Genomic DNA, 25,569 nt, shown 5'->3' with positions numbered 1-25,569 from the left:
TCGATCAAGTGAAGGCTGCTTCCACCCCGGCAGCCATGTTGGCGGCGAACACTCTGAGGGCGCCTGTCTTGGAAATCAGACGGCTCTCGATCTGGATACCCACGATCTGAACCGCATCGATCACAACCTTTTCAAAGACCGTGCAGGTGCCCACAGGCTGCGGGGCGTCTTCCGGTTGCGCAGGATAGGCCAGCGCCACCAGCTTGCATCCGGTGGCCTTTGAGAAGGCCAAGGCCTCGTAGATGTCAGCCTCACTGATGCGAAGTTGCCCCTTCTCCACGTGGCCCTTGTACTTTGCATCCAGCAGCATCCTTGGGCGTGTGCCTTCGGGCTCAATCACGCAGTCGGGATACACCGAAAGTTTGCTCACTGCCCCCGTAGTGATCTTGGTTTTGGTGCCTAAGGTGTAGCCTCGTTGAGGCACCACGGCATTGCGGCCAAAGCCCAATCGAGCAGCCACCGTCAACAGGTCTTCCCACACGCGCCACGTATCGACCAAGTAGCCCGGTGCATGTGCTTGTCCCTGCTTGTAGTTGAGGCCCAAGCCTCCAAGCACATCAAGGGACAACTCATGCAAGGGCTTCCAAGCTCGGTGCCGTGCAGGAATGGGTTTGCGACGATTGGCAGGGGCGTTTTGGGGTGAGAGGTCTTCGATCAACCGCACCAAGGAACTTGCAGCCGATGGAGCGCTCACCTCAGGCAACAGCTCTTTAGCCGCCGCCACGATGTCCCCGTTCCAACCGTTCTTGCGATCAAAACGGGTGAGTTCTTGCTCAAATCCATCGGGAGACGGAAAGATGAGGTCCACCGGATCGGGGTCCCCATCAATGAAAAAGCCTGCCTCACGCACCTTGCGGTAGGTGCGCAATGGGCGCTGCTTTCGGGCCTCGTACATGCTGGTGATGGAACGCGCCACCAACGTGGAGAGGTCCCGTGGTGTGCCGCCTGAGGCCGAGAGTCGTTCAGAGGCCAAGAGGCGCCCATGCCTTGAAAGCGTGGACAGAAAAAAGAAGTCCTCGCGCCACGCGGCATCGGTGTCATCGAGTCCCAAAAACTTGGGCGCGACTTCCAATTCCAGTGAAGGCGCCAGGCGGATGAGGCCCGCAAAATCGATTGCCCGTGCGCCTTTGGCATCCACACTTATGGGGTTGTAGTTGAGCCGAAGGCTCGATGCAGCACGGTTTCCAGCCTCCATCAACAGGCTATTGGCCTTCGTGCGATCTACCCCAATGGCGTCAACAATCTGACGGCTCAGGTCTACGGGTGCACCGTACTCAACAAGGGACAGCCGTGTTCGGGTGTGCGCCACACGCTACCCCCGAGGATTGGCAAATGCCCGCAGTGCTGCGTAGATGTTGTCCTCAGCAAAATTCGTGGGGCCTTCAAGACGAAACCGCAGGTCATCGGCAAAGGTCGTCTCGGTGAGCTTGAACGGATTGTAAGCTGGGCCATCAAGCGCATTGAGGGCAGCAGCAATGCCACGGGTGTCCCCGAAGAACACCTCTTCCACGTGCGCTCGCACCTTGGCCCAACCCACGCACAGGGTGCCCAGAGCCTCAGGAAGTGCCAGCGTTTGGGGGTTCACATCGGACATGAGCACGCCATGCCCGATCTGAAACTCGGGGCCACGCCCCAGCGCAATCTGTGCATTGATGGCCGCCCATGCACGAACCGATGCCTCCAAGGCATCACCCACGTTGGCAGGAGCACCAGGCAACGCATTGGCACCCTTGGCACCAAGCCCATAGAAGGTCCGCAGCGCTGCTTCATCGGACTCCAAACGCAGAGGCTCCCAACGCCGCAGGAAGGCCACATCCAAAGGCTCCACCGAAGCATCGGCTTGGTTCATCGCAGCCAAGATGTAGAGGTCATGAGGCAACGCGTACTCGATCACATCGCCAGTGGCCGGATCGAGCATTTCAAAGAACTGCGTTTCGGCGCGCTTGGACCCATCAGAGGCCAGACGTTTGTCGGACTCAATGGCCACGATGGCACCACCAAAGACCTGCACAGCTGGCCCTCGGTTGATCTCATCGATGATCAAGAGTGCAGCGCCATTGGCGCCCTTCGCATGCTCACTGGCACGGTATAGCGTTCCCTTCACGATGGTGAAGTCTGGGGCACCTGCTACCTTGTTTACGGCTGGCGTGATGCCTGATACGAAATCGCGGTACTTGGAGTTTTGGTGGAAGACTGTGCGAAAGACCTTACGGTCCATCTTCGTAGGCGCAGGAATATCTTTGACAACACCAGCGGCAGGTGGGATCGGGATGCCACCCACGGGATTGAGCTTTGGTGCTCCACCTGCGGGAGCAAGTCCAAAGGCCGTTTCAAAGGCCAGAGCAACCTCGGCCAGAAGCTTCGACTTACCCGTGCCGGGCGCACCAGACACCAGCACGTTGCGCGAACGCGCGAGCAGTTTTAGCGCGTGTTTGCACTCTTCACTTGCCATTGCAGTATCTACCCGCGTTGGTGAAGTCTCGGTAGCCAATGACTGCTTGATTTACAGGCCGTGCAGCATCCAAGCAATCCAAAAGCTCTTTGGCCACCACTGGATGCCAAGCATTGGGAGTACGCAACGATTTCTCTTCTGCATAGTGTGGCCAAAGCGAACCATCGTCGAGTTGGATGAGCAAAAGCAGAACGCGATTGCCAACGCCAATCTTCACGTGGCTCGCATCAAAACACGGGTAATCGTGCACACGTGCAATACGCCCTTCCGAAGGGCGCACATCAGTGGGCGGCTCAAAGTACGCGTCTTTGCTGTGTTTGTTACCTAGAGCATCGCGCCAAGAGAACGCCCCTTTAAAGACGTCGATCAACACGACTTCACCACCACGCTTACGGGCTTCTTTGACCGTCTCCGGGAACATCGGGCGAATCACAGGCAAGAGGGTGTTGTAGGAGCCGAATCGGAAGTCCCGAGCTCCACCGCCTGTGTCGGCATCATTGGACTTCGCTTGAAGCTTTCGCAAATCCCCCTCTACAAGCTCTTTGTAGAGGATGCGGGCCACTTGCCCTACCTGGTTAGCCATGATTTCGGGTTCCCTCTTCTTCGATTTCTTCGCCTCCAAGGGCGAGCTCTGAGGGCACATAAGCCATGGCCCCCAGCGCACGTGCCTCCACCACACGGCGCAACCAAACTATAGTCTGACTTCCTGTGCGTTTTGCCATAGCGGCCAAAACACTGTCTCGGGTAATCGTGGACTTGGCTTCACCAGGCAATCCTATTTGCCCCCGGTCCAAAATCGGGAAGTCTTGAAGCACCAGCTCCATGTCCTTTAAATCGAGCCCGTAGGCCACAGCCACTTCGGCATCAATTTCCCCACGAAGCTGCGCCATACGCTCGTAAGTTTCACGGGTAGCCCCAGCGCCATCGAGTGAGCGCAGCTCGCGCGCAGCGCTCACCAGCTTCTTCCACGGCAAGCCCTCTTTGGCCAGCTTTGGCATGGGCACGCTTTGCAGCAGGAAGTAGTTCACCGTGGTGGTGAGCACGCGCCGAAGCATCCAATCAAAAGCAAAGCTGTTGGCGATGGACACCCACACCAGCAACCGCTCTTCCGATGGATCATCGGGAAACAGGATCGTAGGCACTTTGTTGCCACAGACCACCCCAGCCGGAATCAACGAGGCCATGAGCGAGCGCTCATTGGTTTGACCTGCAATATCGCAAAAGCCCGCGCGTAGCACATCCGCGCGGTGCTGGTTGGCACGAGGCATGTCGCTAGGGTGGATCCAAAACTGAGGCGAGAGGCGCGAGCCTCCGATGGGGAAGGCTTCCCACAAGGCACTGCGGCCGGTGCCAGACACGTGGCCTTTCACACCAAAGCGATGTGCCTGCACCATGCGCCCTTCCACCAACGGTAGAGCACCTAGGGTGGCACGACTGAGGAACTTGGCGCGCTCCTTGGTCATATCGACTTCACGGCAGAACTTCGGAGTCCAGCCACAGCCGGGCTCATCCCACGACACACCGGCTTCTGCGATCTTCGAGAAGAGCTTCCACTCGGCAACGCTACGAACCTCAGGAAGGCTCAAATCGTCCCGAACTGCAGCCAGTGCTGCACGTCCAATGGTGGCAGTGCCCGTCGTCTCCAACCCCGTGGGAGTGCCCCGTTGGTGCAAGAGCGTGATGGGCTTACGCTTGCTCTTTTCAGAACCCGCTTTGGTGAGGGCCACAGCCAGAAATTTAAACCGCGTGTCGATGGCAAAGAACCGTGCACGGTTGTCGATGATCGAGAGCGACACGCTTTGGCTGGCGTCAAAAATCTTTTGCCGCATGGTCTGAGTACCTTGCGAACGGATGAGGCCCCCTGGGATCAGCGCAGCCACAACCCCCTGCTCTTTGCACAGTTCAAAGAAGAGGTCCGTGAAGGCGATGTAGAGGTCTGGCTCACCATTGCTCAAATCTGGGTAGCGCGCCAAGAGGCGCCGAGAGTAGTTGGCAACCTCATCGCGCTGCTGGGCAAAGCGCTCCTCATCGAGCCCATGAATCTGTGCTCCGTAGTGGCGCCTGGTGCCTGAGGACTTCAAAAACTCATGCCGCGAGAGCTTGACCTTCTCCCACGGGGGGTTGCCAATCACTGCATCAAAGCCCTCAGGGGCCATCGCAGCCCAGACCTTGCGATCTGCCATTAAGCTATCGCCACAGTACCAACGCGCACGCATGGCTTTGAGAGCCGATACATCGTCAGTAAAGGAGGCCAGAGCCAGCAGTGCTGCGCGCAGCGAATTGGCCGAGAGGTCCGCTGCACACACGCCATGAGCCAGCCAATGAGCTGTCTTGGCTCGGTCCATACCACATACCGCATGGGTCAGTGCAGCAAGCAAAATTCCCGCACCACTGGCCGGATCTATCACCCGGCTCTTGTGGGTAAGCTTGGAGGCTGCGAGCTGCGCCAGCCGCGTGGCCAATCGAAAGTCCGTGTGATACGCGCCCGTGCTCTTTCTGTCCTGTTCATGCAGGGCTTCGCGTGCCAAGGCACTCAACGCCAATGCAGGATGAATCGGTGAGCGCTCGATGGCAGTTGCCACGGGAGCAGCAAGCGCCAAGAGCTCTGCTGTAGAACGCTTGCTTTTAGTTCCAAACGCCTCATGAAATGCTGCCAGGTCGAACCCACCAAAACGCGCCGATGCTGCCTCCAACACTTGAAGGCGCAACTCAAAACTCGCTGGCCCACGCTCTTCACCCACAGCCCGTGTGAGGGCTGCTTCTGCTGGGGACAGGTACTCCGCTTCAACAGGGCGCGGTGCACTCATGCATAGCTCTCAACGAGGATGGGTTTGGTCGCCTGGACAGGTTTGGGTTGGGCCTTGGAAAGCTGCACAATGGGGCGCTCCACAACCACCAAGAACTCTTTCACATCAGACGCAGTGCTGCTGGCGACCTTGTTGGGGCGATAGCGGCCAATGGCCCCTAGCGGTTGCATCGTGGACTTGCCGATCTTCGAGAGCTCGGCCTTCACGTCAGGCATGCTGATGTGCCCTTCACTGCTGTACGAGAGCAGCACCTTTTGAGCCTTCAAGCCACTGACCAAACGCGAGAGCGTTTTGAGCGCCCGGGTCTTGTAGCAAAAGTCAGAGGCAAGGCCCTTCCAAGGGCGCAGGCCCGCAACGCCCTCCACTTCGGGCTCGTCCCCCAAAGCCACGGTTTCGAGGATGTGGTAATAGCTTGCGTATTGGCGCTTGGTGTAAGGGGGATCCAAATAAACCAAGTCGTCCACGGCATTGGGCACATCAAACACATCGCCGACGGTGGCTTCCACGCTCACACCACTGGCTTTGAGTTCGCGGCAACGCATGGCAATCTTGCCTTGCGATTGGCTGGTCCACTTGGAGAGGAAGCAGCCAAACGTGCCCGCGATGTTGGCCACACGATTAAGCGCCCCGAAGAGGTCTGCAATGAGCAGGCGCTCTTCCATTTCATCAATGGTTCCGTCCTCTACCCACTCACCAATCAATGAGCGCATCGCGTCGATGCGCGCTGCGTTCTCTTGGGTGAAGTAGCGCCGTTCAAGGCCACACGTGTCAAACGACGCGGGGCTGTACTCGCGCCACATGAAGCCGTGCTTGGGCTTGGCAGCATTGAGCTTGGCGATCGCCTTGGCATAGCCGCCGAGCTTCTTGAAAGACGCTTGCTCTGTACTGATGAGACGTGCCCCTGCGGAAATCACCGCAGAGTGCAAGCTGTCGTTGATGCGCACGTTCCAGCCGAGGTTAGCAGCAGCCTCAGCCACCACCCCCGTGCCACAGAAAGCATCCACAAAGAAAGCACCCTTTTGTGGGCGCCCCATGTAGACCGTGATCTGATCGATGAGCCGAGACTTCGAGCCGATGTAGCGGAAGGTCATACAGCTGTTCCCACTTGCGCCCTACGGCCGGCACGCTCCCGCTTCTGGGCAGGAGGGGTAGCCCTTTGGTCAAGGGGAACGATGCCCTTGCGGTCGCAGTAGTCGACCAGCAGCACTTCCAGCATGTTCACCATACTGCGTTGCTCGTGGTCTGCGACCCCTTTCAAAACCTGCTTGAAGATTGGGGAGACTCGGAGATTCAAGGTGTCGGTCTTTGTGTCGGTGAATCGCATTGGCGCCCCGCAAGTGTCTGTGCAACTGCGTTATCGTACAAGCATCCCCCGATCTTGGCGACTCGTTTGCGCAGGCTGGGTAAGTGCGGGGATGCCGGGGGTTCTACCCCGAAATCACGGACTGTTTGGAAAGGGCTGAAAACTTCTGATCCTGCTTGACCCGTCGCCGTCGCATCCTGGGGTTGTGGCGGCGCTCGATGTATTCGAACACATCGGACCGGGCGGCATCGAGTGTGGGATACGTTGTGCGATAGATCCGCTCGCGCTTGAGCAATCCGAAAAAGCCCTCGCAGGCTGCATTGTCGCCACAATGCCCCACCGCACTCATCGAGCAGCACAGGCCATTGGCGGTCAGGTAATCCTGGTAATCGCCGCTACGAAATTGACTGCCGCGGTCGGAGTGCAGGATCAGCGGATGCCGCTCCTGCCGTTGCCAAACCGCCATCTGCGCCGCTCTGATCACCATCTGCCGGTCCTGCCGATGATGCATGGACCAGCCCACAATTCGCTGATCAAACAGATCCAGCACGACGCATAGATACAGCTTGGCCTGCTGGGTCTTGATCTCGGTGATGTCGGTGATGTCGGTCACCCACTTGGTTTCCGGCTCCAGCGCGCTGAAATCACGCTCCAGCACGTTGCGCACGCCCGGCGGTGTCAGTGCCGGTTGAGCGCGCTGGCCACGCCGTTTCGGGCGTGGCAAGCCTTGCAGGCCCGCTGCCGCCATCAATCGGGCAACCCGATTTCGACTGGCCGTCAGCCCTTCCTCGACCAGATCTTCCTGCATGCGGCCGGCCCCCAGCGTGCCCCGGCTGTCCTGATGCAGCGCGTGGATACGGCCCAGCAGGCGCTCATTGTCGCGCTGTCGGGCACTGGGCAGGCGCTTGCTCCAGTCGTAGTAGCCACTGGTCGATACCCGCAGGCAGCGGCACATCAGGCGAATCGGAAACTCATCGCGGCAACGTTCGATCACCTGATATCTCAGGATGATGCCTTGGCAAAGAACGTCGCCGCTTCTCGCAAAAAATCCCGCTCCTTGGTGATCCGGGCCAACTCGCGCTTGAGCCGGGCAACCTCCTCGTCACGCGGGCTACCGGTGCCAACAAAGGCGGCTTTTCCCACCGCCTGTGCCTCCCGCTTCCAGCGAGTCAGCAGGCTGTCACGGATGCCCAGCTCACGGGCTACCTGGGCGCAGTTGACCCCTGGCCGACTGGCTTGCTCCACTGCACCACGCTTGAACTCGGCACTGAACTTGCGACGCTTTGACTTGAACACTCCTCATTGCCTCAATCGGCCTTCTTGGTAGTGTCCGTGAAAACGGGGGTGAACCCCAGCTCGCCAGGACGAGTAAAGACCAGCGGAGCCAGTCGCAAGGCGCACAGTGTCGTGAGCTGCCCAGTATTGCGATCTATGGCATGCAAACGTCCCTTTCAGCAAGGCAAACCATCTGCGCCAATTGCAGGCGTGGACACGTCCAGAATGATCCAGCAGCAGCCAGCTCCTTATGGCATACCAGATGGCATACCGGCCTAGCCGGAAATGAAAAAAGCCCTTGAAGTTCAAGGGCTTAGTTCAAGTATCTGGCGGAGAGGGGGGGATTCGAACCCCCGAGGCGCTATAAACGCCTGCCTGATTTCGAGTCAGGTACATTCAACCACTCTGCCACCTCTCCGGGTGGTCCCCGGCGGACCGGGGACGCGCATCATACGAGGAAGTGAGGCCGACGACAAGTCATTCCGGCCAACGAAGTGAAAATTTCCTGAGCACACGCCTTGCCGGATGCGCGCAGCCACCCGATGATGCCTGTCTCCCCAGCAACACCCCGCCCCAGCGCCCATGATCGAATTCGGACACCTCACCCACCCCGGCATGCGCCGCGAGCTCAACGAGGACACCTACTACGGTGACAGTGAGCTGGCCCTGTGGCTGGTGGCCGACGGCATGGGCGGGCACGCCTGCGGTGAAGTGGCCAGCGCGCTGGCGCGCGAGACCATCGTGCGCGAGATCCGCCGCGGCGCACCGCTGGCGCAGGCCATCCGCACCGCCGACGAAGAGATCATCCGCGCCTCGCGCCGGCGCAACGACACGTTGCCGATGGGCACTACCGTGGTCGCCGCACGGGTACAGGGCAACCGCTATGAAGTGGCGTGGGTCGGCGACAGCCGTGCCTACCTGTGGCGCGACGGACAGCTGGCCCAGCTCAGCCAGGACCACAGCGTGGTGCAGGAGCTGGTCGCGCAGGGCAACCTGACCGCCGAACAGGCGCGTGCGCATCCGCACCGCAACGTGGTCACCCAGGCGCTGGGCGTGACCGATCCGGCGCATCTGAACGTGGCCACCACCAGCGGCGAACTGCGCCCGGGCATGCAGCTGTTGCTGTGCAGTGACGGCCTGACCGAGGAAGTGGACGACCGCAGCATCGCGCGCACCCTCGCCTTCGAGGATGCCAGCGCACAGGAATGCGTGGACACGCTGGTCGCCGCCGCGCTCGATGGCGGCGGCCGCGACAACATCAGCGTGATCCTGGTGCGCTGCCACTAACCGGTAGATCCACGCCATGCGTGGATGCGGCGCTGCCGGCCAGCGGCCGGCATTACCCCACCAGGCATTAAGCGCTGGCGGGCTCTTCCACCTTCGGGCCATCCCACAGCGCGTGGCCAGCCTTCTTGCGCAGCCGCTCCAGTCGCGCCGCATGCGCTTCCAGCTCCGACGGCGTGGCCACCACGCGCGGGCGCGGCAGCAGCTTGCTGGTGTCGAAGGCCTGCAGCGCCGCACCGGCAGCACCGCCATCGTCATCGCCCAGACCAAAGCCGATTTCTTCCTGGCCCGAGGTCAGCGCGATATAGACGTCGCCCAGGATCTGCGCATCGAGCAGGCCGCCGTGCAGCGCACGGTGCGAGTTGTCCACGCCCAGTCGCTTGCACAGCGCATCCAGCGAGTTGCGCTGGCCCGGGAAGCGCTCACGCGCCATCACCAGGGTATCGATCACGGCGCAGCGGTCGGTGATCTTCCCGTACTGCGGCCCCAGCAGCGACAACTCGTTGTCGAGGAAGCCGAGGTCGAACGCCGCGTTGTGGATGATCAGCTCGGCGCCATCGATGAAGGCCAGGAACTCGTCGGCGATCTGCGCGAAGTCCGGCTTGTCATCGAGGAACTCCAGGGTCAGGCCGGTGACTTCCTGCGCGCCCTGTTCGAACTCGCAGTCCGGCTTGATGTACTGGTGATAGTTGTTGCCGGTCGGGCGGCGCTTGAACAGCTCCACGCAGCCGATTTCGACGATGCGGTTGCCCTTCTTCCACTCCAGGCCGGTGGTTTCGGTATCGAGGATGATCTGACGCATGGGCTCAGTTTACCGGGCTGGCGTCGCGGATCTGGATCGCCGCGTTGCGGGCCAGCGTATCCACCCGCTCATTGTCCGGGTCGCCGGAGTGACCCTTCACCCAGCGCCAGTCGATCTGATGCCGCAGCGTGGCCGCCTGCAGGCGCTCCCACAGCTCGCGGTTCTTTACCGGATCGCCGCCAGCCGTCTTCCAGTTCTTGCGGATCCAGCCCGGCATCCACTGGGTCAGACCCTGCCGCACATACTGCGAATCGGTATAGAGCACGATGTTGCACGGCTCGGTCAGCGACTCCAGCCCGGAAATGGCCGCCATCAGCTCCATCCGGTTGTTGGTGGTGTGCGCCTCGCCACCGCTCAGTTCGCGCTCGTGGCCCTTGTAGCGCAGCAGCGCAGCCCAGCCGCCGGGGCCGGGATTGCCAAGGCAGGAACCGTCGGTGTGGATTTCGATGGTTTTCAATACAACTCCAGAATCAGGTAGCTACGGTGCCGTGCCAGCGCACCGGCAGCGGTTTCGGCCCAGGCAGGGCCAGCGTACGTTTTTCCGCATGGAACAGGCAGGCCGCGCGCAGCGGTGCCCAACCTCCGGGACGACGGCTGCCCGCACCGCGCCAGAGCGGGCCCAGGTAACGCATATCGTCGCATTCCAGCCCATGACGGCCGAGCAGCAGGCGGATCCGCTGCGGCGTGCGCACCACCAGCCCATGCTGGCGCCAGCGCGTGCGATACGGACTGAACGGATTGAGGCTGCTCAGCCACAGATGGCCGCCCGGCATCAGTACGCGCTCGCACTCGTCGAGCAGCCGGTCGGCGTCGGCCGCAGTGACATGCTGCAGCACGATCGCATTGACACTCTCATTGGCCAGCGGCAGCGGCAGCGCACAGCGGGTGTCGCCGGCATAGCCCTGTCCCTGCCGATACAGGCGCAGACCGCGTCCACCCAGCTGTGCATCGTCCAGCCAGGCTGCACTTGGTGCGATCCACAGCCAGGGCTGCGCCGGCAGCACCGACAGCTGCGGCAGCAGCAATTGCCGCTCCAGCACACGCAAGGCCTCCGCCGGTTCGCTGTCGAACCACGGGGTCTGGCTCGCTTGACGGGTGCTCTGCAGCGCGGGCATGGTCCAATTCTATGCGACTGACTGCCCTGCCCGCATTTGCGGATAACTACATCTGGACGCTGATCGACAACGAGGGCGCTGCCGTGGTCGTCGACCCCGGCGATGCCGCGCCAGTGCTCGCACTGGCCGATCAGGGCCTGCGCGTGGACACGATCCTGCTCACCCATCACCACGACGACCACATCGGTGGCGTGCCGGCATTGCAGGCGCGTTTCCCCGGCGTGCGAGTCATCGCGCCGGTCGAGGAACGCATTCCCACGGCCACCGAGCGGGTCGGCGAAGGTGAACGCGTTCAGGCACTGGGCCGGACGTTCCACGTACTATCCGTGCCCGGGCATACCCGCAGCCACATCGCGTTTCACACTGCTGAACATCTTTTCAGCGGAGATTCGTTGTTCAGCCTGGGCTGTGGACGCCTGTTCGAAGGTACGCCGTCCCAGCTGCTGGCGTCGATGCGCAAGCTGGGTGCCCTGCCCGCGCAACTGCTGCTTTGTTGCGCTCATGAGTACACCGTGTCAAATGCCGTCTTCGCGCGGCATGTCGACCCCGCCAACGCTGCCTTGTGGCAGCGCCAAGAGGAGGCTTTGGCCATGCGCCGCGATGACCGTCCCACCCTGCCGGTAACCCTGGCCAACGAATTCGACTGCAATCCCTTCCTGCGTGTGCACGCTGCACCGATCCGTGCGTCGGTGTCGGCACACCTGGGCCGTGACGTCGTGGACGACGTCGACGTGATGGCCGGTCTCCGGCACTGGAAAGACGGCTTCCGCGCATGATGCGCCGAAGTCTGCCGCTGGCCCTGGGCCTTGCCCTGGGGCTGGCCGGAACCGCGGGCGCACAGTCGCTGGGCGCCGGCATCAGCCAGAACCTGACCGCAGCTGCGGCGCTGCCGCTGGATCCGTCCGCGCTGCCTGCGCCCTCGGTGCGCAATGGCCAGGAGATCTTCACCAGCTTCCGCGACGGTCTGGCCGAGCCCAGCTGCGATGCCGAGGCTACCAGCCCGCGCTGGCAGAAGCAGTTCGCCCACGCCCCCTCGCGCCTGGCCAACCAGGATGACGATGCGCTGGTGCTGTTCGGCTATGTGGTCGAAGAGCTGCGCAAGGCGAACCTGCCCACCGAATTCGCGCTGATCCCGTTCGTGGAAAGCGGCTATCGGCCCAATGCCCGCAACGGCAGCGGCCCGACCGGCCTGTGGCAGTTCATCGCCACCACGGCGCGCAACCACCGCGTACCCATGGCCAACGGCTACGACGGCCGCCTGTCGGCGGTTGATTCCACCCAGGCCGCGGTGCGCTACCTGAAGACCCTGCACGGCATGTTCGGCGGCGACTGGCGCCTGGCCACCATGGCCTACAACGCCGGCGAGTACCGGGTACTGCAGTCCATGCGCAAGGCCGGCATGAACGCGCAGAATGCCAAGCCGGCAGCCCTGCCGGGGCTGTCGCCGGTTACCCATGCCTATGTCGAGAAGCTGCATGCCCTGGCCTGCGTGCTGGAAGACGTGGAGGACCAGCCTCGCGTGATGGCCTCGCTGGACCGCACCGTGCCGGTGTTGAAGGACCACACCCTGCCGGCCGGCACCAGCGTCCAGCAGTGGGCCGCACAGCGCGCCCTGGACCCCGCCAGGATCGCCCGCCTCAACCCGGCCCTGGCCGCCGGCAACCGCGCCTCCGGAACCACCCGGGTCCTGGCCCCGGTCTCGGCCGCCAATGCGACGGTGACGGAAGCCGCGACCACGCTGGTGGCCAGCACCGCACCGGTTGCCACGACCACGCCGACGCCGCAGGTGGCCAAGGCCGTGGCCGCGATCGCCGACCGCCCGCGCAGCCGCCGCCACACCGTGCGTGATGGTGAGTCGGCCTGGACCATCGCCCGCCGCTACGGCATGCCGGTAAAGGCCCTGCTGTCGCTGAACGGCCTGAGTGGCAGCAGCGTGCTGAAGCCTGGCGCAGTGCTGCGCGTGGAAGACTGACGCGCCAGCCAGGCCTTCCCTGCGGTAGAGCCGAGCCCATGCTCGGCTTTTTCTTGCGCGGTGCGGCTGCTTCGACATGCTTCTCGTAGAGTCGAGCTTGCTCGACTGCCTCCACATGTGCAGTCGAGCAAGCTCGACTCTACGCGCCCACACCCACAAAAAAGGCCCGGCAATGCCGGGCCCTCTTCTATCCTGCTCGCCGCGAGGCTTACAGGTTCTCTTCGGTGGTCTGGATCACGAACTTCCTGCGCATCGCCTCGACGTAGGCTTTGGCTGCGGCCATGCCGTCGATCTGGCTCAGCTGATCCTTGAGCTGCTTCTGCTGCTCGGCGGTCACTTCCTTGATGTCGCCCGGGTTGACCTTGTTCACTGCGAACAGCAGCGCGTGGCCGTTGACGTCGACCTTGCCGTAGCTCGGCTTGCCTTCCGCCGGCACCGGCGCACTGAAGATCGCGCGGTTGATTTCCGGGGTCGGCACCGGCTGGCTGCGCGGCAGGCCCGGCATCGGGCTCAGCTGCAGCTTCTCGCTGGCAGCCAGCGACTGCAGGGTGGCGCCCGCCTTCAGCTTGGCCAGCACGGCGTCAGCGGCCTTGTCGCTGGCCTGGCGCTGGCGGTCGGCGCGGATCGCGGCGATCACCTGCTCGCGGGCCTTGTCCAGCGGCATCGCCTGCTCCGGGGTATGCGCGGCAACGCGGATGACCACGCTGTGGTTGGTGGCACCGCCCAGGGCGATCGGATCGCTGGCGGTACCGTCCTGCACCAGCACTTCGGAGAAGGCGGCGCGCAGCACGGCCGGATCAGCGGCGATGCCACTGGCGGTCGCGCGGGTGATCGGGCCCAGGGTCTGCAGCGGCAGGTTCACTTCCTTGGCGGCAGCGGCCAGGTCGCTCGGGCTCTTGTTGATGGCATCGACCAGGCGGCCGGCCAGCTCGTTGAAGCCGCGCTCGCCATCGGCCTTCAGCTGCTCGGCGGCCAGCGTGTCACGCACTTCCTCGAACGACTTGCCCTGGCCACCACGCACCGCGGCGACCTTGATGATGTGGTAGCCGAAGTCGGTCTTCACCGGGCCGATCACGTCACCCGCCTTGGCGGCGAACAGGGCGTCTTCGAACGGCTTGACCATCGCGCCACGCTCGACCCAGCCCAGATCACCGCCCTGGTCCTTCGAACCCGGGTCTTCCGAGTTGGCCTTGGCCAGCGCCGCGAAGTCGGCACCCGCCGCCTTGGCTTCGGCAGCGAGCTTGTTCGCCTTGGCTTCGGCACCGTCACCGGTGATCAGGATGTGCGCAGCCTGGCGCTGTTCCGGCGAGGTGAACTTCGCCTTCTCGTCTTCATAGCGCTTGCGCAGGGTCGCTTCGTCAGCCGCGGTCGGTGCCGGCAGGTTGGCGCCATTGATCTCGACGTATTCCAGCGACACGCTTTCGGCCTGGCGGAAATCCTTGCCGTGGCTGTCGTACCACTGCTTGATCTGCTCATCGGTGACCGGCGCGGTATCGGCCGGAACCTCCGGCAGCGCGGCCAGTTCGACGTCGCGGGTCTCACCCAGCAGCTTCAGCAGGCGCTCGGTCTCGGCCTGGGTGACGAAGCCCGAATTCTGCAGGCCCGACGGGATCACCGACTGCTGCAGGCTCTCGCGCACCAGCTCCTGGAACTGCGTGGGGGTACGCGGCGGATTGCCACCGGCCAGAGCCAGGCGGTAGTTGTTCTCGTTGAACTTGCCGTTCGAATCGAGGAAGGCCGGGATGGTGGCGATGTACTCGCGCACCGCGCCATCGCCGATCACAACACCGGCCTGCTCGCCCACCAGGCGCACGACCTGCTCGTCGATCAGCTGATCGAGCACGGCCATCTTGTTTTCAGTGCTTTCGAACGCGCGCGGGTCGAAGTTCTCGCCCTGCTGCTGGCGCTCACGCATGCGCTCCTGCTCGAAGCGGGTGCGGAAATCCTGCGCGCTGATCTCGTGGTGCTGCCACAGCATGCGCACCGGCCACCACGACGGTGCCGAACGCCACCAGGTCGGAGGCGCGGAAACCTTGGCCACGTTCTGTGCGCCAACGCCACCCAGGTAGCTGTTGTCGATCACGAACAGGAACGGAATCATCAGCAGCCCCAGGATCACGGTGACGATCCAGCCTGAGGTCTTGTCGCGGAGTTTCTGCAGCATGGTGAGGAATCACAAGGCCTGATTGGCGAGCCCGGCAGTGTAACCCGCTTCGTCGCAGGGACCAAAAGCAGCGCCGGCGCGGCCTGCGCCGATCTCCGCGGACCTGTGCCGTCAGCACCTCGGCAGGCCTGCCGCAGGGCACAAAGAAAAAGCCCCCGGCTTGCGCCGAGGGCTTTTAAAGTTGGCGGAGCGGACGGGACTCGAACCCGCGACCTCCGGCGTGACAGGCCAGCATTCTAACCAGCTGAACTACCGCTCCGCGCTGAAACTTTGCAGGCGCCCAGTATATCCGAAGACTCCCTGGAAACCCAGCCCGATGAACACTTTTTTCAAAGTTTTTTCACAGGAACTTAAGAATTCTGCAATGGCGGAGCGGACGGGACTCGAACCCGCGACCTCCGGCGTGACAGGCCAGCATTCTAACCAGCTGAACTACCGCTCCGTTCTTGCAAAAACCTTTTCGCCTTCCTTCCGAACCTGTCGGTGAGAAGACAAGGCCCCCAGCTTTAGGCCGGGGGCCTCGATGTAGTGGCGGAGCGGACGGGACTCGAACCCGCGACCTCCGGCGTGACAGGCCAGCATTCTAACCAGCTGAACTACCGCTCCGCATTGTTGCTATTTCCTGTTTTCCCACCGGCCTGGACCGGGGAGAAAACAAAGCCTCCAGCTTTTGGCCGGAGGCCTCGTTGAATGGCGGAGCGGACGGGACTCGAACCCGCGACCTCCGGCGTGACAGGCCAGCATTCTAACCAGCTGAACTACCGCTCCACACTCAAACTTTTACCGCGGTGCTGTGGTGGGTGCTGAGGGTTTCGAACCCCCGACCCTCTCCGTGTAAAGGAGACGCTCTACCGCTGAGCTAAGCACCCCAGCGAGCCGCTTAGTTTACAGCATCCTTCAGGGCCTTACCAGCCTTGAACGACGGATTCTTCGAAGCAGCGATCTTGATGGTGTCGCCGGTCTTCGGGTTGCGGCCGGTGCGGGCAGCACGGTCGCGGACCTGGAAGGTACCGAAGCCAACCAGGGTGACCGCATCGCCGTCCTTCAGCGCCTTGGTGACGGCAGCAACGACGGCATCGACAGCGCGGCTGGACTCGGCCTTGGTCAGGTCGGCAGCTTCAGCAACGGCATCGATCAATTCGGTCTTGTTCATTCTCTACAACTCCTTTGGCGGTGGGTTCCGCTTATTCGACAGGGAAGCAACCGCACGCCTTCTGCATGCGGCCGCCATGTGGAAACGGTTCGCCGATTCAGTCATCGCTGACAGCGATCACTCATTCGCGAGTGCTGCTTTTATACCAGTGGCCCTACCCCCACGCAAGCTGGAAAGCCAGCAACGACGCGGGTTTCGGGCCATCGGACAGCGCGCGTCAATGCTTGACGCGCGCGCTTCCACTCGGTTTGGCCTTGCTGCGCACCGTGACACGCTGCGCACTCTTGCGCGCCTTCTTCGGTGCCAGCGGGCGCTCCAGCGCCAGGTCCAGGACTTCTTCGATGTACTTCACCGGCACGATCTCCAGATCGCGGGTGACGTTGGCCGGAATGTCTGCAAGGTCCTTGCGGTTCTCTTCCGGAATGATGACCGTGCGGATACCACCGCGCAGTGCGGCCAGCAGTTTCTCCTTCAAGCCACCGATGGCGGTGACACGACCACGCAGGGTGATCTCACCGGTCATCGCCACGTCGGCACGCACCGGCACCTTGGTCAGCATCGACACCAGCGAGGTGACCATTGCCGCACCGGCACTCGGTCCGTCCTTCGGCGTGGCACCATCGGGCACGTGCAGGTGCACGTCGTGCTTCTGCAGGAAGTCGCTGTCGATGCCAAAGCCCACGGCGCGCGAACGCACCACCGACAACGCCGCCGACGCCGATTCCTTCATCACGTTGCCGAGCTGGCCGGTCAGGATCAGCTGGCCCTTGCCCGGCACCAGCGTCGATTCGATCTGCAGCAGATCGCCACCGACTTCGGTCCACGCCAGGCCGGTGACCAGGCCGATCTCGTTCTCTTCCTCGGCGCGGCCGAAATCGAAGCGACGCACACCCAGGTACTTGTCCAGGTTCTTGCTGGACACGCTCACCAGCGCCTTGGACTTCTTCGCGCCCTTCTTCGCCTTCACCGGCTGCGGACCGGCCAGCGCGATCTCCTTCACCACCTTGCGGCAGATCTTGGCGATCTCGCGTTCCAGGTTGCGCACGCCCGATTCGCGCGTGTAGTAGCGCACGATGTCCTGGATCGCATCGCTGCCGATCTCCAGTTCTTCCGGCTGCAGGCCGTTGGCCTTGATCTGCTTCGGCACCAGGTAGCGGGTGGCGATGTTGAGCTTCTCGTCCTCGGTGTAGCCGGGGATGCGGATCACTTCCATGCGGTCCAGCAGCGGGCCGGGAATATTGAGCGAGTTCGAGGTGGCCACGAACATCACTTCGGACAGGTCCAGGTCCACTTCCAGGTAGTGGTCGTTGAACGCGTTGTTCTGCTCCGGGTCGAGCACTTCCAGCAGCGCCGACGACGGATCGCCACGAAAGTCCATCGACATCTTGTCGATCTCGTCGAGCACGAACAGCGGGTTCTTGCTGCCGACCTTGTTGAGGTTCTGCACGATGCGGCCCGGCATCGAACCAACGTAGGTACGACGGTGGCCACGGATCTCGGCTTCATCGCGAACGCCGCCCAGCGACATGCGCACGAACTTGCGGTTGGTAGCCTTGGCGATGGACTGGCCGAGCGAGGTCTTGCCCACGCCCGGCGGCCCGACCAGGCACAGGATCGGGCCCTTCATCTGCTTCACGCGCGACTGCACCGCCAGGTATTCAAGGATGCGCTCCTTGACCTTCTCCAGGCCGTAGTGGTCTGCGTCGAGGGTGTCCTGCGCGGCCTTCAGGTCCTTGCGCACCTTGCTGCGCTTCTTCCACGACACGCCCAGCAGCCACTCCAGGTAGTTGCGCACGACCGCGGCTTCGGCCGACATCGGCGACATCTGCTTGAGCTTGTTCAGCTCGTTGCGTGCCTTGGCTTCAACCGCCTTCGGCATACCGGCTTCGGCGATCTTGCGGGCCAGCTCTTCCAGCTCGCCCGGTGCATCGTCCAGGTCACCCAGTTCCTTCTGGATGGCCTTCATCTGTTCGTTGAGGTAGTACTCGCGCTGGCTCTTCTCCATCTGCGACTTCACGCGGCCGCGGATGCGCTTTTCCATCTGCTGCACGTCGATCTCGCCATCGACCAGGCCGACCAGCATCTCCAGGCGGTCACCGACGGCCAGCGTTTCCAGCAGGCGCTGCTTGTCGGCCAGGCGCACGCTGATGTGCGCGGCGATGGTGTCGGCCAGGCGGGCCGGCTCATCGATGCCCGACAGCGTCTGCAGCAGCTCTGGCGGCAGCTTGCGGTTGGTCTTCACGTACTGCTCGAACAGCGACATCAGCGAGCGGGCGATCGCCTCCACCTCGCGTGCTTCGCGCTCGTCGGTGGCGTCGATCTCCACGGCCTGGCCGTGCAGCGAGCCGTTGCGCTCGTCGACGTGGGTGACCTGCACGCGCGACAGGCCTTCGACCAGCACCTTGATGGTGCCGTCGGGCAGCTTCAGCAGCTGCAGCACCTGCGCCAGCGTACCGACCTGGTAGAGGTCGGCCGCATGCGGGTCGTCGGTCTCGGCCGACTTCTGCGCCAGCAGCAGGATGCGCTTGTCCGCTTCCATTGCCTGTTCGAGCGCGTGCATGGACTTGTCACGGCCGACGAACAGCGGGATGACCATGTGCGGGAACACCACTACGTCGCGCAGCGGCAGGACCGGCAGGTCGAGGGTTTCACTTGGGGAACGGGCCATGGGGGCTCCAGGGAAGGGGAAAACCGCCTCCGGGAGGGCATCTTCCGGAGACAAAAAAAGCCGATGGCCCCGTTATGGGGCCATCGGCTTTCAGATGCAAGGCATTCCTTGAAAATCCTTTCCAATCAACAACCTGGAAGGATCACTCGGCGCCTGCGGCCTTCTGTTCAGGGGCCGCCGGGGTCTGGTAGATCAGGTACGGCTCGGACTTGTGCTCGATCACCGACTCGTCCACCACCACCTTGCTGACGTTTTCCTGCGACGGCAGGTCGTACATGGTGTCCAGCAGGACCGATTCGACGATGGTGCGCAGGCCACGGGCGCCGGTCTTGCGCTTGAGCGCCTTCCTGGCGATGGCCGACAACGCGTCCGGACGGAACTCCAGCTCGACGTTCTCCATCTCGAACAGCTTCTTGAACTGCTTGGTGATGGCGTTCTTCGGCTCGGTCAGGATCCTGATCAGGGCCGGCTCGTCCAGCTCCTCCAGGGTCGCCACCACCGGCAGGCGGCCGACGAACTCGGGGATCAGGCCGAACTTGATCAGGTCTTCCGGCTCGACTTCGGCCAGCACCTTGCCCACTTCCTGCTTGCGCTCGCTGCTCTTCACCTTGGCGCCGAAGCCGATGCTGCCGACGTCGGTGGAACGGGCCTGGATCACCTTGTCCAGCCCGGCGAACGCGCCGCCGCAGATGAACAGGATGTTCTTGGTGTCCACCTGCAGGAATTCCTGCTGCGGGTGCTTGCGGCCACCCTGCGGCGGAACGCTGGCCACGGTGCCTTCGATCAGCTTCAGCAGGGCCTGCTGCACGCCTTCGCCGGACACATCGCGGGTGATCGACGGGTTCTCGCTCTTGCGCGAGATCTTGTCGATTTCATCGATGTAGACGATGCCCTGCTGTGCCTTCTCGACGTCGTAGTCGCACTTCTGCAGCAGCTTCTGGATGATGTTCTCCACGTCCTCGCCCACGTAACCGGCTTCGGTCAGCGTGGTGGCGTCGGCCATGGTGAACGGCACGTTGAGCAGGCGGGCCAGGGTCTCGGCCAGCAGCGTCTTGCCCGAACCGGTCGGACCGACCAGCAGGATGTTCGACTTCGCCAGTTCGACGTCGTCGTTCTTCTGCCGGCTCTCGATGCGCTTGTAGTGGTTGTACACGGCCACGGCCAGCGTGCGCTTGGCGCGGTTCTGGCCGATCACGTACTGGTCGAGGACCTCGAGGATCTCGCGCGGCTTGGGCAGCGAACTGCGCGCCGACTGCGCCTTTTCCTCAAGTTCCTCACGGATGATGTCGTTGCACAGCTCCACGCACTCATCGCAGATGAATACGCTCGGACCCGCAATCAGCTTGCGCACTTCATGCTGGCTCTTGCCGCAGAAAGAGCAGTAGAGGATCTTGCCGGTGTCCGTGGAACGACCTTGGCGGTCTTCGCTCATGCTTCGCTTACCCAGTTACCCCACCCGCTGAACGGGGGTTCGATTCGAGAATAGCACAGGGCCGAGGGGACACCAGTCCCGCCCGACCCTGCAGGAACGGGGCCTCCCTGGCCCCGTGATGGCCGGTCAGCCGGCCTGGATCGACTCGTCCGGACGACGCTCCAGGACCTGGTCGACCAGACCATAGGCCTGCGCCTCGAAGGCGCTCTTGAAGTTGTCGCGCTCGGTGTCGCGGGCGATCGTCTCCAGCGACTGGCCGGTGTGCTTGGCCAGCACCTCGTTCAGGCGCGAACGCAGGGTCAGGATCTCACGCGCGTGGATGTCGATGTCGGTGGCCTGGCCCTGGTAGCCACCCAGCGGCTGGTGGATCATCACGCGCGAGTTCGGCAGCGCATAGCGCTTGCCAGCTTCGCCCGCGGCCAGCAGCAGGGCGCCCATCGAGGCGGCCTGGCCGATGCAGGTGGTGCTCACATTCGGCTTGATGTACTGCATGGTGTCGTAGATCGCCATGCCGGCGGTGACCACGCCACCCGGCGAGTTGATGTAGATGTTGATGTCCTTTTCCGGGTTCTCCGACTCCAGGAACAGCAACTGCGCCACCACCACGTTGGCCATGTGATCGTCGATCGGGCCCACGAGGAAGATCAGGCGCTCTTTCAACAGGCGCGAATAGATGTCGTAGGCACGCTCGCCGCGGCTGGTCTGCTCGACCACCATCGGAACCAGGTTCAGGGCTTTGGTTCGGTTGTCCATTACGTGAGGTACCTATCTTGGGGGGCAACAACCCCGCGCCGGCAAAGGCGCGGGGCATCCGGTGATCCGCCCGGGCTTACTGGCGGATCGCGTCCTGGAACGACAGCTTCTCTTCGGTGTGCTGGGCACGCTCGGCGATCCAGTCGATCACCTGCTCTTCTATCACACGGTTCTGCAGGCCAGACATCAGCTGGGGGTCGTTGCGGTACATCTCAATGACCTGTTCCGGCTCTTCGTAGGTCGAAGCGATCAGACGCATCGTTTCGTTCAGGCGCTTGGCTTCCAGGCGCAGGTCGTTGATGCGGGCCACTTCACCGACCAGCAGGCCGACCAGCACGCGCTTGGCGGCCGCTTCCTTGAAGCCTTCGTGGGCATCGGCCGGGATCTCGCCGACGTTCTGGCCGTTGCGGCGGATCTGCTCGACCTGCTGGGCCAGCATGGCGCGGGCTTCGTTCTCGACCAGGCGCGGCGGCATTTCCACCGACGAGTAGGCGGCGATCAGCTGCTCGCCCACTTCGCGGCGCAGGCGGTTCATCAGAGCGCCCTTCAGCTCGCGCTCCAGGTTGGCGCGGATGTCGCTGCGGAACTGCTCGACGTCGCCGCCCTTCACGCCGAAGCTCTTGATGAAGGCTTCGTCGACCGCCGGCACGACCGGCTCGGACACTTCGGCGACCTTGACGGTCACCTGCACGGTCTTGCCGGCCAGCACCGGCACGCGCCAGTCAGCCGGGAACTCGACGTCCAGGGTCTTTTCTTCGCCCTTGGCCAGGCCGACCAGGCCCTTTTCGATGGTGTCGAACATCATGCCCTGGCCGAGCACGATCGAACCCTTCTCGGTGCCCTCGGCCGGCAGGCGCTCTTCGCCGGCCTGCGACCAGGTTTCCACCGCGACCAGGTCACCGTCCTGCGCGCCACGGCTGACCGGAGCCCAGGTACGACGCTGGTTCTGCAGGTTCTCGATCATCTGGTCGATGTCGGCGTCGGTGATCTCGGCGCTGTGGCGCACGACGGTCAGCTTGCTGACGTCGATGTCGCCGAAGTCCGGCACCACTTCCACGGTGGCCACGAAGGAGAATTCACCCTCGTCGCCCTTGTCGATGCGCGGGCTGCCGACGATGCGCAGGTCGTGCTCACGCACGGCGGCATCGAAGGTTTCGCGCAGCAGGCCGTCCAGCGCCTCGCCACGGACCTGCGCGCCGAAGCGCTGCTCGATCACCTTGGCCGGCACCTTGCCCGGACGGAAACCCTTGATGCGGGTGGTACGGGCGATTTCGCCCAGGCGGCCGACGATGTGGCTCTGCAGACGCTCTTCCGGCAGCGAGAAGCTCAGGCGGCGTTCCAGGTTGCCGGTGGATTCGATCGAAGCTTGCATGTTGACTCCTGCCACCGGTGGCCCACGCCCCCGGCTCGATGATTGGGATGAAACGGTTGTAAGGACACGACGTCTGGGACGCGCCTGCTTGCCGCAGCCCTTTAGTTTCGCCCAATTCGGCCTGCACTGCCAGCGCGTGCCGGTCAAGGGGGCGCAGATGGCCCGATCAGGGCGGGGACAGGCCGGCACTGGTGCGAAAGGGGGGACTCGAACCCCCACGCCTTGCGGCACTGGAACCTAAATCCCGAAGCCCCTGCCGATTAGTGCTGACCACTCAACTACTTACAGCGTTCCAGTCTATCAGGTGACGCTTCGGGTGACATATAGGTGACGCCGGGTGCCGCGACAGGTGACACCAGGTGACGCCGAATAAAGTGGTCATCTTCGGCGGACCTCCTCCTAGGACAACCATTCAGAACTACTCATTGCTGTTCACCACCGAGGACTACTACAGTTCCACATAGGTCCACCCAGGACCAACAACCGAACCACTCAGGACCGTACCGGGCAGCCCCCGGTGCGGTCCTCCCGTTTTGACTTTTGCATCCCCCGAGGGCAAACGATGACGACTTGGCAAGAGAACGACCTGCACGCCGCCCAGCTCGAACTGGAGAAGGAAAGCACCAGCCTGGGCATTGCCCGCTACGAGAAGATCAGGGAGCAGCGCCAGGAGGCCGAGACCGGCCCCGGCCGCAAGCTGGTCATGGAGAGCATCGACGCCACCGCCGCCGCGATCATGGCGTTCGTGGCCGAAGCCGACACCGGCAAGCCGGGCAAGCGCCACGCCGCCCTCAAATTCATCCGCCACCTGAACCCCCACGCCCTCGCCTATCTGACCAGCTTCACCTGCGTCAACGCGCTGGTCGCCGATCACCGCAAGGCGGTGTCCGTGGCGATCACCCTGGGCCACGAGGTCGCCAACGAGATCAACTTCTCCCTGCTCCGCGAGAAGCACCCCGGCCTGTACCGGGTCGTCCAGGAGCAGCTCAAGAAGTCCACCTCGGCCCGGCACTCCACCGCCGTCATGCGGCACGTCATCGCCGACGCCGAGTTCGCCCCCGAGGACGACAAGCGCCTCTACCTGTCCGACAAGGACGCGCTGCTGGTGGGCATGAAGCTCATCGAGCTGTTCGTCGAGGCGACCGGGCTGGTCGAGCTGGTCACCGTCGCCGAGCGCGGCAAGCGCCACCTGCTCATCGCCGGGAATCAGAAGGTGCTCGACTGGCTGACCAAGGCCCACGACAGCGCCGCCCTGTACCAGCCGGTGCTGATGCCGATGGTCGTCCCGCCCCGTCCGTGGACCACGCCCCGCGACGGCGGCTACCTGACCGACATCGGCGGCCGGGCTGACCTCGTGCGTACCCGCAACCGCGCCTACAAGCGCGAGCTGGCGCTGGTCGATATGCCCAACGTCTACCAGGCCCTCAACGCCATCCAGGCAACCGCCTGGAAGGTGAACGTGCCCGTCCTAGAGGTCATGCGCGAGCTGTGGAACGCAGGCGGCGGTGTCGCCGGGCTGCCGGAGCGTGAACTGATGGACCTGCCGAGCCGCCCTGCCCTGCTGGAGACCGACCCGGACTACTTCAAGGAGCACCACGCCGACGAGTTCAAGGAATGGAAGCGCGACCGCGCCAAGGTCTACGAGGCCAACGCGCGCAGCGTGTCCACCCGCCTCGCCGCCGCGCAGAAGATCGCCTTGGCGGAGAAGTTCGCCGAGTACCCCGCGATCTACTTCCCTCACAACCTCGACTTCCGCGGCCGGTGCTACCCCCTGCCCCCGACGCTGACCCCGCAGGGTGATGATGCGGCCAAGGGCCTGCTGACGTTCGCCCAAGGCGTGCCGCTCGGCGAGGACGGTGCCTACTGGCTCGCCATCCACGTCGCCAACTGCTTCGGCGTGGACAAGGTGTCGTTCGAGGAGCGCGTGGCCTGGGTGCGCGAGCACGAGGAGCAGATTCTCGACAGCGCCCTCGATCCGCTGGACGGCCAACGCTTCTGGATGGACGCCGACAGCCCGTTCTGCGCGCTGGCAGCGTGCTTCGAGTGGCTCGGCTACAGCCTCAACGGCCGCGATCACGTCTCCCATCTGCCCATCGCGCTCGACGGCTCCTGTAACGGCCTCCAGAACTTCTCGGCCATGCTCCGCGACTCCGTGGGCGGTGCAGCCACCAACCTGATCCCGCAGCCGAAGCCCGCCGACATCTATTCGCGCGTGAAAGACGTGGCCCAGGAGAAGCTGCGCGCCCGTGCCGAGAGCGGCGACCCGCTGGCGATCAAGCTGGACGGCCAGCTCACCCGCGACATCGTGAAGCAGCCGGTGATGACGCTGCCCTACGGCGTCACGAAGTCGGGCATGCGCGCCCAGGTGCTCTCCAAGTTCAAGAAGCTGGGCATGGAGGACGATTGGGAGACCGCCGAGTACCTGGCGACCCTGCTGTGGGAGTGCATCGGCGAGGTCGTGATCGCAGCCCGCGCGGCGATGGACTGGCTGCGTGACGCCTCCAAGGTCGCCTCGTCGGCCGACCTGCCGGTGAGCTGGACGACCCCCGCTGGCTTCCCGGTCCTCCAGGAGTACCGCGAGGAGGAAGGCGTCCGCATCCGGCCGCACGTCGGAGGCCGCGAGGTGAATTTAGTGGTCAACATCGGCGGTACTAAGCTCGACCGTCGCAGGCAGACCCTCGGGATCAGTCCGAACTTCGTCCACTCCTGCGACGCCAGCCACATGATGCTGACCACCTGCCTCGCGGCAGAGAACGGCATCGAGTCGTTCGCCATGATCCACGACTCCTACGGTACGCACGCGGGCCAGGCAGCAATCCTCGCCGCCGCACTCCGGCAGGCGTTCGTCGATCAATACAGCGGCGACGTACTGGCCGACTTCCGACAGCAACTCGTCGAGCAGCTCCCGCCAGAAGCGGCAGAGAAACTCCCACCCCTCCCGCCGCATGGCGACCTGGACCTCAGCCTGGTGCTGGAGTCGCGCTATTTCTTTGCCTAGTCCATCCCCCTTTGGCAAT

19 protein-coding genes and 6 tRNA genes are annotated in these 25,569 nt (G+C 63.4%); 4 read left to right on the top strand and 21 right to left on the bottom strand.

Features of this window, described 5'->3' with window-relative positions; translation table 11 throughout:
* Window positions 1-4: 4 nt before the first annotated feature.
* The 7 genes from ACZK33_RS04805 to ACZK33_RS04775 all read right to left on the bottom strand — a co-directional run bounded on the left by ACZK33_RS04805 (window position 5) and on the right by ACZK33_RS04775 (window position 8,255).
* A complete protein-coding gene (locus tag ACZK33_RS04805) occupies window positions 5-1,309 on the bottom strand; it encodes a 5-methylcytosine restriction system specificity protein McrC (RefSeq protein WP_478454164.1) in 1,305 nt (434 codons plus the stop codon).
* Between the two features lie 3 nt (window positions 1,310-1,312).
* Window positions 1,313-2,452, bottom strand: coding sequence for an AAA family ATPase (locus ACZK33_RS04800; RefSeq protein WP_478454162.1), 1,140 nt, complete (start codon window positions 2,450-2,452; stop codon window positions 1,313-1,315).
* The gene (locus ACZK33_RS04795) at window positions 2,442-3,014 is read right to left on the bottom strand and encodes a hypothetical protein (protein WP_478454160.1); all 573 of its coding nucleotides are present in this window, start codon (window positions 3,012-3,014) and stop codon (window positions 2,442-2,444) included. Before ACZK33_RS04795 ends, ACZK33_RS04800 begins: the two co-directional genes overlap by 11 nt.
* A 13-nt stretch (window positions 3,015-3,027) precedes the next feature.
* Complete coding sequence (locus tag ACZK33_RS04790; RefSeq protein ID WP_478454158.1) at window positions 3,028-5,259, bottom strand: Eco57I restriction-modification methylase domain-containing protein; 2,232 nt, start codon at window positions 5,257-5,259, stop codon at window positions 3,028-3,030.
* On the bottom strand, window positions 5,256-6,350 hold the full coding sequence (locus tag ACZK33_RS04785) for a DNA adenine methylase (protein ID WP_478454156.1): 1,095 nt from the start codon (window positions 6,348-6,350) through the stop codon (window positions 5,256-5,258). The genes ACZK33_RS04790 and ACZK33_RS04785 overlap by 4 nt, the downstream gene beginning before the upstream one ends.
* 336 nt (window positions 6,351-6,686) lie before the next feature.
* Window positions 6,687-7,858, bottom strand: a protein-coding gene (locus ACZK33_RS04780; RefSeq protein ID WP_478454154.1) for an IS3 family transposase whose coding sequence is annotated in 2 segments (ribosomal slippage) — window positions 6,687-7,612 and window positions 7,612-7,858 — 1,173 coding nt in all. Because the reading frame shifts where the segments join, the coding sequence is not laid out codon by codon here.
* A gap of 306 nt (window positions 7,859-8,164) precedes the next feature.
* A tRNA-Ser gene (locus tag ACZK33_RS04775) sits at window positions 8,165-8,255 on the bottom strand.
* Between the two features lie 164 nt (window positions 8,256-8,419).
* On the opposite strand from ACZK33_RS04775, the gene ACZK33_RS04770 reads away from it, so the two are divergent.
* On the top strand, window positions 8,420-9,124 hold the full coding sequence (locus ACZK33_RS04770) for a PP2C family protein-serine/threonine phosphatase (protein ID WP_032129328.1): 705 nt from the start codon (window positions 8,420-8,422) through the stop codon (window positions 9,122-9,124).
* 67 nt (window positions 9,125-9,191) lie between these two features.
* Here the strand turns inward: ACZK33_RS04770 and dnaQ are convergent, their stop codons facing one another.
* From dnaQ to ACZK33_RS04755, 3 genes are read right to left on the bottom strand one after another with little or no spacing between them, the layout of a single operon-like run.
* Complete coding sequence (dnaQ, locus tag ACZK33_RS04765) at window positions 9,192-9,923, bottom strand: DNA polymerase III subunit epsilon (protein WP_049420978.1); 732 nt, start codon at window positions 9,921-9,923, stop codon at window positions 9,192-9,194.
* 4 nt (window positions 9,924-9,927) lie between these two features.
* Window positions 9,928-10,380 carry a ribonuclease HI gene (gene rnhA, locus ACZK33_RS04760; protein ID WP_032129326.1) on the bottom strand — a complete coding sequence of 151 codons (453 nt, stop codon included), beginning with the start codon at window positions 10,378-10,380 and terminating at the stop codon, window positions 9,928-9,930.
* 13 nt (window positions 10,381-10,393) lie between these two features.
* Entirely contained in the window at window positions 10,394-11,038 is a 645-nt protein-coding gene (locus ACZK33_RS04755) for a methyltransferase domain-containing protein (protein ID WP_121504044.1), read from the bottom strand.
* 11 nt (window positions 11,039-11,049) lie between these two features.
* Here ACZK33_RS04755 and gloB point away from each other — a divergent pair, with 11 nt between their 5' ends.
* On the top strand, window positions 11,050-11,814 hold the full coding sequence (gene gloB / locus ACZK33_RS04750) for a hydroxyacylglutathione hydrolase (protein WP_329811534.1): 765 nt from the start codon (window positions 11,050-11,052) through the stop codon (window positions 11,812-11,814).
* On the top strand, window positions 11,811-13,010 hold the full coding sequence (locus tag ACZK33_RS04745) for a lytic transglycosylase domain-containing protein (RefSeq protein WP_071228862.1): 1,200 nt from the start codon (window positions 11,811-11,813) through the stop codon (window positions 13,008-13,010). Before gloB ends, ACZK33_RS04745 begins: the two co-directional genes overlap by 4 nt.
* Before the next feature lie 208 nt (window positions 13,011-13,218).
* Here the strand turns inward: ACZK33_RS04745 and ACZK33_RS04740 are convergent, their stop codons facing one another.
* The 11 genes from ACZK33_RS04740 to tig all read right to left on the bottom strand — a co-directional run bounded on the left by ACZK33_RS04740 (window position 13,219) and on the right by tig (window position 22,552).
* A complete protein-coding gene (locus ACZK33_RS04740) occupies window positions 13,219-15,174 on the bottom strand; it encodes a peptidyl-prolyl cis-trans isomerase (RefSeq protein WP_423174370.1) in 1,956 nt (651 codons plus the stop codon).
* Between the two features lie 182 nt (window positions 15,175-15,356).
* Window positions 15,357-15,433 (bottom strand) — tRNA-Asp (locus tag ACZK33_RS04735).
* A gap of 106 nt (window positions 15,434-15,539) precedes the next feature.
* Window positions 15,540-15,616 (bottom strand) — tRNA-Asp (locus ACZK33_RS04730).
* 87 nt (window positions 15,617-15,703) lie between these two features.
* Window positions 15,704-15,780, bottom strand: a tRNA-Asp gene (locus ACZK33_RS04725).
* 85 nt (window positions 15,781-15,865) lie between these two features.
* A tRNA-Asp gene (locus ACZK33_RS04720) sits at window positions 15,866-15,942 on the bottom strand.
* 26 nt (window positions 15,943-15,968) lie between these two features.
* Window positions 15,969-16,043, bottom strand: a tRNA-Val gene (locus tag ACZK33_RS04715).
* Window positions 16,044-16,054: 11 nt separating this feature from the next.
* Window positions 16,055-16,327 carry an HU family DNA-binding protein gene (locus tag ACZK33_RS04710; protein WP_004146343.1) on the bottom strand — a complete coding sequence of 91 codons (273 nt, stop codon included), beginning with the start codon at window positions 16,325-16,327 and terminating at the stop codon, window positions 16,055-16,057.
* A gap of 217 nt (window positions 16,328-16,544) precedes the next feature.
* Window positions 16,545-18,995, bottom strand: a complete 2,451-nt coding sequence (gene lon, locus ACZK33_RS04705) for an endopeptidase La (protein WP_478454150.1) — start codon at window positions 18,993-18,995, stop codon at window positions 16,545-16,547.
* Between the two features lie 142 nt (window positions 18,996-19,137).
* Window positions 19,138-20,427, bottom strand: a complete 1,290-nt coding sequence (clpX, locus tag ACZK33_RS04700) for an ATP-dependent Clp protease ATP-binding subunit ClpX (protein WP_032129320.1) — start codon at window positions 20,425-20,427, stop codon at window positions 19,138-19,140.
* Window positions 20,428-20,553: 126 nt separating this feature from the next.
* Window positions 20,554-21,180, bottom strand: a complete 627-nt coding sequence (gene clpP / locus ACZK33_RS04695; RefSeq protein WP_004146318.1) for an ATP-dependent Clp endopeptidase proteolytic subunit ClpP — start codon at window positions 21,178-21,180, stop codon at window positions 20,554-20,556.
* A 76-nt stretch (window positions 21,181-21,256) separates the two neighbouring features.
* Window positions 21,257-22,552, bottom strand: coding sequence for a trigger factor (gene tig / locus ACZK33_RS04690; RefSeq protein ID WP_478454148.1), 1,296 nt, complete (start codon window positions 22,550-22,552; stop codon window positions 21,257-21,259).
* Window positions 22,553-23,114: 562 nt separating this feature from the next.
* Between tig and ACZK33_RS04685 the strand changes: the two genes are divergently transcribed.
* Window positions 23,115-25,550 carry a DNA-directed RNA polymerase gene (locus tag ACZK33_RS04685; RefSeq protein ID WP_005412423.1) on the top strand — a complete coding sequence of 812 codons (2,436 nt, stop codon included), beginning with the start codon at window positions 23,115-23,117 and terminating at the stop codon, window positions 25,548-25,550.
* Window positions 25,551-25,569: the final 19 nt, after the last annotated feature.

The sequence above is a fragment of the Stenotrophomonas sp. 86156_Sma genome, from assembly GCF_056481625.1.
This window is presented reverse-complemented; position numbering and strand designations above follow the sequence as displayed.

Coding starts and splice junctions, on each gene's coding strand:
- tig (WP_478454148.1), bottom strand. CDS start 22,552: ATGCAAGCTTCGATCGAATCCACCGGCAACCTGGAACGCCGCCTGAGC.
- ACZK33_RS04755 (WP_121504044.1), bottom strand. CDS start 11,038: ATGCCCGCGCTGCAGAGCACCCGTCAAGCGAGCCAGACCCCGTGGTTC.
- lon (WP_478454150.1), bottom strand. CDS start 18,995: ATGGCCCGTTCCCCAAGTGAAACCCTCGACCTGCCGGTCCTGCCGCTG.
- ACZK33_RS04770 (WP_032129328.1), top strand. CDS start 8,420: ATGATCGAATTCGGACACCTCACCCACCCCGGCATGCGCCGCGAGCTC.
- dnaQ (WP_049420978.1), bottom strand. CDS start 9,923: ATGCGTCAGATCATCCTCGATACCGAAACCACCGGCCTGGAGTGGAAG.
- gloB (WP_329811534.1), top strand. CDS start 11,050: ATGCGACTGACTGCCCTGCCCGCATTTGCGGATAACTACATCTGGACG.
- ACZK33_RS04790 (WP_478454158.1), bottom strand. CDS start 5,259: ATGAGTGCACCGCGCCCTGTTGAAGCGGAGTACCTGTCCCCAGCAGAA.
- ACZK33_RS04800 (WP_478454162.1), bottom strand. CDS start 2,452: ATGGCAAGTGAAGAGTGCAAACACGCGCTAAAACTGCTCGCGCGTTCG.
- ACZK33_RS04785 (WP_478454156.1), bottom strand. CDS start 6,350: ATGACCTTCCGCTACATCGGCTCGAAGTCTCGGCTCATCGATCAGATC.
- ACZK33_RS04685 (WP_005412423.1), top strand. CDS start 23,115: ATGACGACTTGGCAAGAGAACGACCTGCACGCCGCCCAGCTCGAACTG.
- ACZK33_RS04710 (WP_004146343.1), bottom strand. CDS start 16,327: ATGAACAAGACCGAATTGATCGATGCCGTTGCTGAAGCTGCCGACCTG.
- ACZK33_RS04740 (WP_423174370.1), bottom strand. CDS start 15,174: ATGCTGCAGAAACTCCGCGACAAGACCTCAGGCTGGATCGTCACCGTG.
- clpX (WP_032129320.1), bottom strand. CDS start 20,427: ATGAGCGAAGACCGCCAAGGTCGTTCCACGGACACCGGCAAGATCCTC.
- ACZK33_RS04745 (WP_071228862.1), top strand. CDS start 11,811: ATGATGCGCCGAAGTCTGCCGCTGGCCCTGGGCCTTGCCCTGGGGCTG.
- clpP (WP_004146318.1), bottom strand. CDS start 21,180: ATGGACAACCGAACCAAAGCCCTGAACCTGGTTCCGATGGTGGTCGAG.